Source organism: Streptomyces sp. NPDC050988, assembly GCF_044456225.1.
Taxonomy (GTDB): domain Bacteria; phylum Actinomycetota; class Actinomycetes; order Streptomycetales; family Streptomycetaceae; genus Streptomyces.
The window spans coordinates 144,977-151,869 of sequence record NZ_JBITFQ010000025.1; the positions used below are offsets into that span (position 1 = coordinate 144,977).

Genomic DNA, 6,893 nt, shown 5'->3' on the forward strand with positions numbered 1-6,893 from the left:
GGGGTTTGGTTTTTGGTTGTGCGCGAGCCCCCCCCCCCCCAAAATCTCGGGCCCGTTTTTTTGGGGGGGGGGGGCCCCCCCGCGACCAGCCACGACTCACCCGCAGTCGCCCGACAACACTCCCCGCCGAGTCAGTGGGCGCAGCTCAACGAACCCCCCGCTCCCGCTCCTCCACAAACGCGTTGTACGCCGCCACCTGAGCCCGTCGAGCCGTCCGCTCGACCGGCCGCAGCGCCTCGGAGCGCGCGGCCATCTCGGACGCGCTCACAGCCCCACCGTGCCCGTTCTCGTAGGCGACGGAGATGAGCAGCCCGACCCGCTGGGCCAGCTCCAACACCCGTACCGCACGCGGCGGATACCCGGGGGCGAGCACCTCACGACCCCGCTCGGCCCGAGCCCGGTACGCGTCGATCGCCGCCTCGGCGACCGGCCCCGACCCGGCGACATCGAGCCGCGACAGCATCTCCGTGGCATCGCGCAGCGCCTCCGCGAGTTCCCGCTCCGCCTCACCGAGGGACGGCACATCGGCGGGCGGCGCCTCACGCACGGGCAGACAGTGCCAGACGACCTCCACATGTACATCGCCCTCGGGCCCGGCCTCGTACACCTCCGGCACGAGCCCCAGCGCGGCCCCGTGACAGACCACCGCCTCCTCGGCATCGAGGGCGCGGGCGTTGAAGTCGGGCGGCCCGCTCAGCCCGAGCGGATGCCCGGGCGCGGGCAGCGCGACCCGAAGACCGGTCACCCCGAGTGTGCGCAGCCGCCCCAGAGCGAGGGTGAGTCCGACGGGCGCGGTCTCACCGGGCAGTCCCTCCACCCGATGCACCGCGTCCTCGCCGACGATGGCGACGACCGCGTCGTCCGGAGAGGCAAAACCGGCCAACAGGGCATTTCCCCATGCTGCCAGCCGTCCTGAGCGTGGTTCCGAATGCATGGCTCCCACCCTAAGGACCGGCCGATGGATTGGGCGGGTCGACCGGTGGCGTAGGTTTTCCCTGGGGGCTGCGTCCACAGACGTCAGCGACGGCCGAGACTGCAATGGGAGACAGCGCGCTCATGAGCGATGTACTGGAGCTTGAGGACGTATCCGTGGTCCGAGAGGGCCGGGCTCTGGTGGACCAGGTCTCCTGGTCGGTCAAGGAAGGCGAGCGCTGGGTCATCCTCGGTCCCAACGGCGCCGGAAAAACGACCCTTCTGAACCTCGCCTCCAGTTACCTCTACCCCAGCCAGGGCACCGCCACCATCCTCGGCGAGACCCTCGGCAAGGTCGACGTCTTCGAGCTGCGCCCGCGCATCGGCATGGCCGGCATCGCCATGGCCGAGAAGCTCCCCAAGCGCCAGACGGTCCTGCAGACGGTCCTCACCGCCGCCTACGGCATGACGGCCGGCTGGCACGAGGACTACGAGGACGTCGACGAGCAGCGCGCCCGCGCCTTCCTAGACCGCCTCGGCATGACCGAGTTCGTCGACCGCAAGTTCGGCACGCTCTCCGAGGGCGAGCGCAAGCGCACCCTCATCGCCCGCGCGCTGATGACCGACCCCGAGCTGCTCCTCCTCGACGAGCCCGCCGCCGGACTCGACCTCGGCGGCCGCGAGGACCTCGTACGCCGCCTCGGCCGCCTCGCCCGCGACCCGATCGCCCCCTCCATGCTCATGGTCACGCACCACGTCGAGGAGATCGCCCCGGGCTTCACCCATGTCCTGATGATCCGTCAGGGCAAGGTGCTCGCCGCAGGCCCCCTGGAGCTCGAACTCACCTCGCGCAACCTGTCGTTGTGCTTCGGCCTCCCGCTCGTCGTCGAACAGGTCGGTGAGCGCTGGACCGCGCAGGGCCTGCCCCTGTCCTGACAACCAGGAACACCCACCTCAACTTGATCGGCGCCCTGTCGGGGACCGGACCCGCGGACCTACCATGACCACGTGGACGACATCGACGCATGGGTGTGGTGGCTGATCGGCGCGGTCGGGCTCGGAATCCCGCTCGTCGTGACCGCGATGCCGGAATTCGGAATGCTCGCCGTCGGCGCCGTCGCGGGCGCCGTGACCGCGGGGCTCGGAGGCGGTGTGGTCCTCCAGGTAGTGGTCTTCGCCGCCGTCTCGGTCGCGCTCATCGCGGTCGTACGCCCCGTCGCCGCCCGACATCGCTCCCAGCGACCCCAACTGGCCACAGGCATCGACGCCTTGAAGGGCAAACAGGCCGTCGTCCTGGAGAGAGTCGACGGTTCGGGTGGCCGGATCAAGCTCGCCGGAGAGGTCTGGTCCGCGCGCGCCCTCGACACCGGACGCGCCTACGAAGTAGGCCAGGAAGTGGACGTCGTGGAGATCGAAGGGGCCACAGCGATCGTCATGTGACTCCCGTGGCGTCCAGTGAACGGAACGTCGCACGTGGCGAGTTGTGGTCTGACACACTCGTCGAGCAAGATCTTCGACAATCACAAGATCTTCCGGAAGCACCTAGGCGGAGAAGGGTACGGGGACCACGATGGAACCGATCATCATCGTCCTGATCATTCTGGTGGTGTTGGTCTTCATCGCACTGATCAAGACCATCCAGGTGATCCCACAGGCCAGCGCGGCCATCGTCGAGCGGTTCGGCCGCTACACGCGCACGCTCAACGCCGGCCTCAACATCGTCGTCCCGTTCATCGACTCCATCCGCAACCGCATCGACCTCCGTGAACAGGTCGTTCCGTTCCCGCCCCAGCCGGTGATCACCCAGGACAACCTGGTCGTGAACATCGACACCGTCATCTACTACCAGGTGACCGACGCCCGCGCCGCCACCTACGAAGTCGCCAGCTACATCCAGGCGATCGAGCAGCTCACCGTCACCACGCTCCGCAACATCATCGGTGGCATGGACCTGGAGCGGACCCTGACCTCCCGCGAGGAGATCAACGCGGCCCTGCGCGGAGTGCTCGACGAGGCCACCGGCAAGTGGGGCATCCGCGTCAACCGCGTCGAGCTCAAGGCCATCGAGCCGCCCACCTCCATCCAGGACTCGATGGAGAAGCAGATGCGCGCCGACCGTGACAAGCGCGCCGCGATCCTCACCGCCGAAGGTATCCGCCAGTCGCAGATCCTCACCGCCGAGGGTGAGAAGCAGTCCGCGATCCTGCGCGCCGAAGGTGAGGCCAGGGCCGCCGCACTGCGCGCGGAGGGCGAGGCCCAGGCCATCCGTACGGTCTTCGAGTCCATCCACGCCGGAGACGCGGACCAGAAGCTCCTCGCCTACCAGTACCTCCAGATGCTCCCGAAGATCGCCGAAGGCGACGCCAACAAGCTCTGGATCGTCCCCAGCGAGATCGGCGACGCCCTCAAGGGCCTCAGCGGCGCCATGGGCAACTTCGGCCCGATGGGCGGCATGGGCGGAGGCGGCGGCCAGGCCCCCCAGCCCACAGAACGCCGAGAAAAGCCGTCGGTCACCGACTGACCAGCACGCAAGAGGGGGCTCGCGTCATAGGACGCGAGCCCCCTCTCTTGTTCCGGCACGCGGGAGCAGACAGTCTTCCTTGAGGCGCGAGCACGCGGGAACGGCGCATCTTTTGGGGGCGCGGGGAACTGCGCGCCCAGCCACGACCCACCCGCACCCGACAACTCACCCGCACACCCCGGCCCAGAGCGAAGCGCCTACGCCGCCGGCTGCGCAAGCCACTCCGGCAACGCCTCAAGATCATCGCGCCCCAGCGCAAGCAACATCGCATCGGCCGGCGTCGGCTCGAACGGCTGCCGCAACAGCGGCATCCCCGCCTGATCCGGCGTACGCGCGGCCTTGCGATGGTTGTCCTCCGCGCACGAGGCAACCGTGTTCAGCCAGGAGTCCTGACCACCCTGCGCCCGAGGCACGACATGGTCCACGGTCGTCGCCCGACGACCGCAGTACGCGCACCTGTGCCGGTCACGCACCAGCACACCCCGCCTCGACCACGGCGCTTGTCTTCGGAACGGCACCCGTACATAGCGGCAGAGCCTGATCACCCGAGGCGCCGGTATGTCGAGCGCGGCTCCGCGCATACGCAGTTCGGGGTGGGCCTGCTCGACAACGGCCTTGTCCTGCAGCACCAGAACGACGGCTCGATTCAACGTCACCGTCGACAGCGGCTCAAAGCTCGCATTCAGCACCAGCGTGTCCCGCATCAAGCCCACCTCCCATGCGCACCGGCCCACCGCCTGGCGGGCTTGGATCAACTCTGGCCGGGCACGCCGAGATGGACAACGCAATAAAAACTGCCCGCCCCTGATCAATTCCATGACCAGGGGCGGGCAAACGTTCAGTGAACGCTCAGCTGTCCGCGGGAGCCGCGTACTCGGCGACGATCTGCGTCCTCGCCAGCGTGTGGAACCGGAGATTGAAGCCCACGACGGCCGGGGAGGCGTCCGAGTCGGGACCGAGCTTCTCCTGGTCCACCGCGTACACCGTGAACACGTATCGGTGCGCCGGGTCCCCGGCGGGCGGCGCGGCGCCGCCGAAGTCCTTCGACCCGTAATCGTTGCGCACCTGCACGGCACCCTCGGGCAGGCCCTCGAACTTCCCCGTGCCGGCGCCCGTCGGCAGTTCCGCCACCGAGGCCGGAATGTCGAACACGACCCAGTGCCAGAAGCCGCTCCCCGTAGGGGCGTCCGGGTCGAAGCACGTCACGGCGAAACTCTTGGTCTCCGGCGGGAAGCCTTCCCAGCGCAGCTGCGGCGAAGTGTTCCCGGCCGCGTAGACCTGAGCGTCCTTCAGCGTCGCGCCCGGCTCGACGTCCTCACTCGTGACCGTGAACGACGGCACGACGGGATGGAAGTCATGGGGAAGCGGCGGCCTCTTGGGCTCGGTCACCTCGGCACCTCCTGATCGGTTCCTGATCCTTGGAAACTCTCGCCCCGAGCCTAGAACCAGTTCCGCTTGCTACCGACCTCTGACAGCCACTGGTTGAGATAGGCGGTCCAGTCGGTCCCCTGGAAGTCGTTGAGCCCCACCTTGAAGGAGCGGAACGTGTCGCTGCCCTCACTGAAGAGACCCGGCTTCTTGTCCATCTCCAGTACGACGTCCATCTCACGGTCGTCCGCGACGAAGCTCAACTCAACCTGGTTGAGACCGCGGTACTGCTGCGGCGGGAAGAACTCGATCTCCTGGTAGAACGGCAGCTTCTGCCGCGTACCCCGGATCTGGCCGCGCTCCAGGTCCGCGTTCTTGAAGCGGAAGCCCAGCTGGATGAACGCGTTCAGCAGCGCCTGCTGCGCCGGTAGCGGGTGCACGCTGATCGGGTCCAGGTCACCGGAGTCCACCGCGCGCGCGATCTCCAGCTCCGTGGTGACACCGACGTTCATCCCGCGCAGCGGCTGCCCGTCGATCGTAGTGATCGGCGTCTCCCACGGGATCTCGAGCCCGAACGGCACCGCGTGCACCCCGCCCGCCTGCAGCTCGAAGGCACCGCCGAGCCGCAGCTTCGTGAACTCGACGTCCTGCTTGTACTCCTGGTCGTCATGGCCCTCGACCTCGACCCGGGCCTGGAGACCGACCGACAGACCCTCGATCGCCTGGTTCACGGACCCGCCCTGGATCCGCACCTCACCCTGGACGACGCCGCCGGGAACGACGTTGACCTCGGTCAGCACCGTCTCGACCGAAGCCCCACCGGCCCCCAGGCTTGCGAGCAGCCGCTTGAACCCCATGTCTTTTCCTCCTCGGGCAACGCCCCGTTGTTGTTCTGTCCGGATCGGATCCTTGATCCATACAAACGCGATCCAGCCGTGTCCGGTTCCGCGCACTCACCCTGGCAAGACGCACGCTCCCTGACCACCCCGCACGCAGTCACACCTCTGCCACACCTCTGCACTACGCTCGTACGCCATGATCGCGGCCCCTGACCGTACGCCCCTCACCCGGGAGTTCTTCGACCGACCCGTACTGGAGGTCGCCCCCGACCTCCTGGGGCGCGTGCTCGTGCGCACCACCCCGGACGGTCCGATCGAACTCCGCCTCACGGAGGTCGAGGCGTACGACGGCCCGAACGACCCCGGGTCCCACGCCTATCGCGGCCGCACGGCCCGCAACGGAGTGATGTTCGGTCCGCCCGGGTACGTGTACGTCTACTTCACCTACGGCATGTGGCACTGCATGAACCTGGTCTGTGGCCCGGAGGGCAGGGCGAGCGCGGTCCTGCTCCGCGCCGGCGAGATCACCGAGGGCGCCGACCTGGCACGCAAACGTCGACTTTCGGCCCGATATGACCGAGAACTGGCCAAAGGTCCGGCTCGCCTGGCCACGGCCCTCGGGGTCGACCGAGCGCTCGACGGTACGGACGCATGCGCCACCGAGGGTTCACCCCTGAACCTTCTCGCGGGCACTCCGGTGCCCTCCGACCAGGTACGCAACGGTCCCCGCACCGGTGTGTCCGGCGACGGAGGCGTCCACCCGTGGCGCTTCTGGGCCGACAACGACCCGACGGTGAGCCCTTATCGGGCCCATACCCCCCGCCGTCGCCGAACTTGACTCTCCCCTGGGCGGTCCGTAATGTAGCCCGAGCCGCTGAACCGGGTACGGCGTTCAGTCAGCAGTCGGAAGCGGCCAACCCACTACCTACGACTTCCTCTGAGCGAGGGCGAATTCGGCGTGCCTGCATGCCTGAATTCAAGCTTGCGGAACTCGATTATGAGTTGCTGAGGGAATCGGCTAACGTAGTGAATGTCGAAAGGCCGCAAGGCCAAAAGGCAAATCCCACCGACTGGGAATCACGGCCCGAAATGGTCTGATAGAGTCGGAAACGCAAGACCGAAGGGAAGCCCGGAGGAAAGCCCGAGAGGGTGAGTACGAAGGAAGCGTCCGTTCCTTGAGAACTCAACAGCGTGCCAAAAATCAACGCCAGATATGTTGATACCCCGTCCACCACGGTTGTGGTGGGTGGAGG

General features: G+C 67.6%; 8 protein-coding genes. 4 read left to right on the plus strand and 4 right to left on the minus strand.

The features are described 5' to 3' along the window. Positions 1-145: 145 nt before the first annotated feature. On the minus strand, positions 146-934 hold the full coding sequence (locus ACIBEI_RS36840; RefSeq protein ID WP_398894840.1) for a hypothetical protein: 789 nt from the start codon (positions 932-934) through the stop codon (positions 146-148). A gap of 122 nt (positions 935-1,056) precedes the next feature. On the opposite strand from ACIBEI_RS36840, the gene ACIBEI_RS36845 reads away from it, so the two are divergent. The 3 genes from ACIBEI_RS36845 to ACIBEI_RS36855 all read left to right on the plus strand — a co-directional run bounded on the left by ACIBEI_RS36845 (position 1,057) and on the right by ACIBEI_RS36855 (position 3,433). After that, on the plus strand, positions 1,057-1,848 hold the full coding sequence (locus ACIBEI_RS36845) for an ABC transporter ATP-binding protein (protein WP_143636951.1): 792 nt from the start codon (positions 1,057-1,059) through the stop codon (positions 1,846-1,848). Between the two features lie 72 nt (positions 1,849-1,920). Next, entirely contained in the window at positions 1,921-2,352 is a 432-nt protein-coding gene (locus ACIBEI_RS36850; RefSeq protein ID WP_362082113.1) for an NfeD family protein, read from the plus strand. A gap of 130 nt (positions 2,353-2,482) precedes the next feature. Beyond that, positions 2,483-3,433 (plus strand): SPFH domain-containing protein, encoded by a 951-nt coding sequence (locus tag ACIBEI_RS36855; RefSeq protein ID WP_398894841.1) that lies wholly within the window; start codon positions 2,483-2,485, stop codon positions 3,431-3,433. 197 nt (positions 3,434-3,630) lie between these two features. On the opposite strand, the gene ACIBEI_RS36860 is transcribed toward ACIBEI_RS36855, so the two are convergent. The 3 genes from ACIBEI_RS36860 to ACIBEI_RS36870 all read right to left on the minus strand — a co-directional run bounded on the left by ACIBEI_RS36860 (position 3,631) and on the right by ACIBEI_RS36870 (position 5,658). After that, positions 3,631-4,137 (minus strand): HNH endonuclease, encoded by a 507-nt coding sequence (locus tag ACIBEI_RS36860; RefSeq protein WP_055615424.1) that lies wholly within the window; start codon positions 4,135-4,137, stop codon positions 3,631-3,633. A 145-nt stretch (positions 4,138-4,282) separates the two neighbouring features. Further along, complete coding sequence (locus tag ACIBEI_RS36865) at positions 4,283-4,822, minus strand: YbhB/YbcL family Raf kinase inhibitor-like protein (RefSeq protein WP_398894844.1); 540 nt, start codon at positions 4,820-4,822, stop codon at positions 4,283-4,285. A 50-nt stretch (positions 4,823-4,872) separates the two neighbouring features. After that, positions 4,873-5,658 carry a sporulation protein gene (locus ACIBEI_RS36870; RefSeq protein WP_398894846.1) on the minus strand — a complete coding sequence of 262 codons (786 nt, stop codon included), beginning with the start codon at positions 5,656-5,658 and terminating at the stop codon, positions 4,873-4,875. 178 nt (positions 5,659-5,836) lie between these two features. Here ACIBEI_RS36870 and ACIBEI_RS36875 point away from each other — a divergent pair, with 178 nt between their 5' ends. Further along, positions 5,837-6,478: a DNA-3-methyladenine glycosylase gene (locus tag ACIBEI_RS36875; protein WP_398894847.1), complete on the plus strand. Its 642-nt coding sequence runs from the start codon at positions 5,837-5,839 to the stop codon at positions 6,476-6,478. The last annotated feature ends 415 nt before the right edge of the window (positions 6,479-6,893 follow it).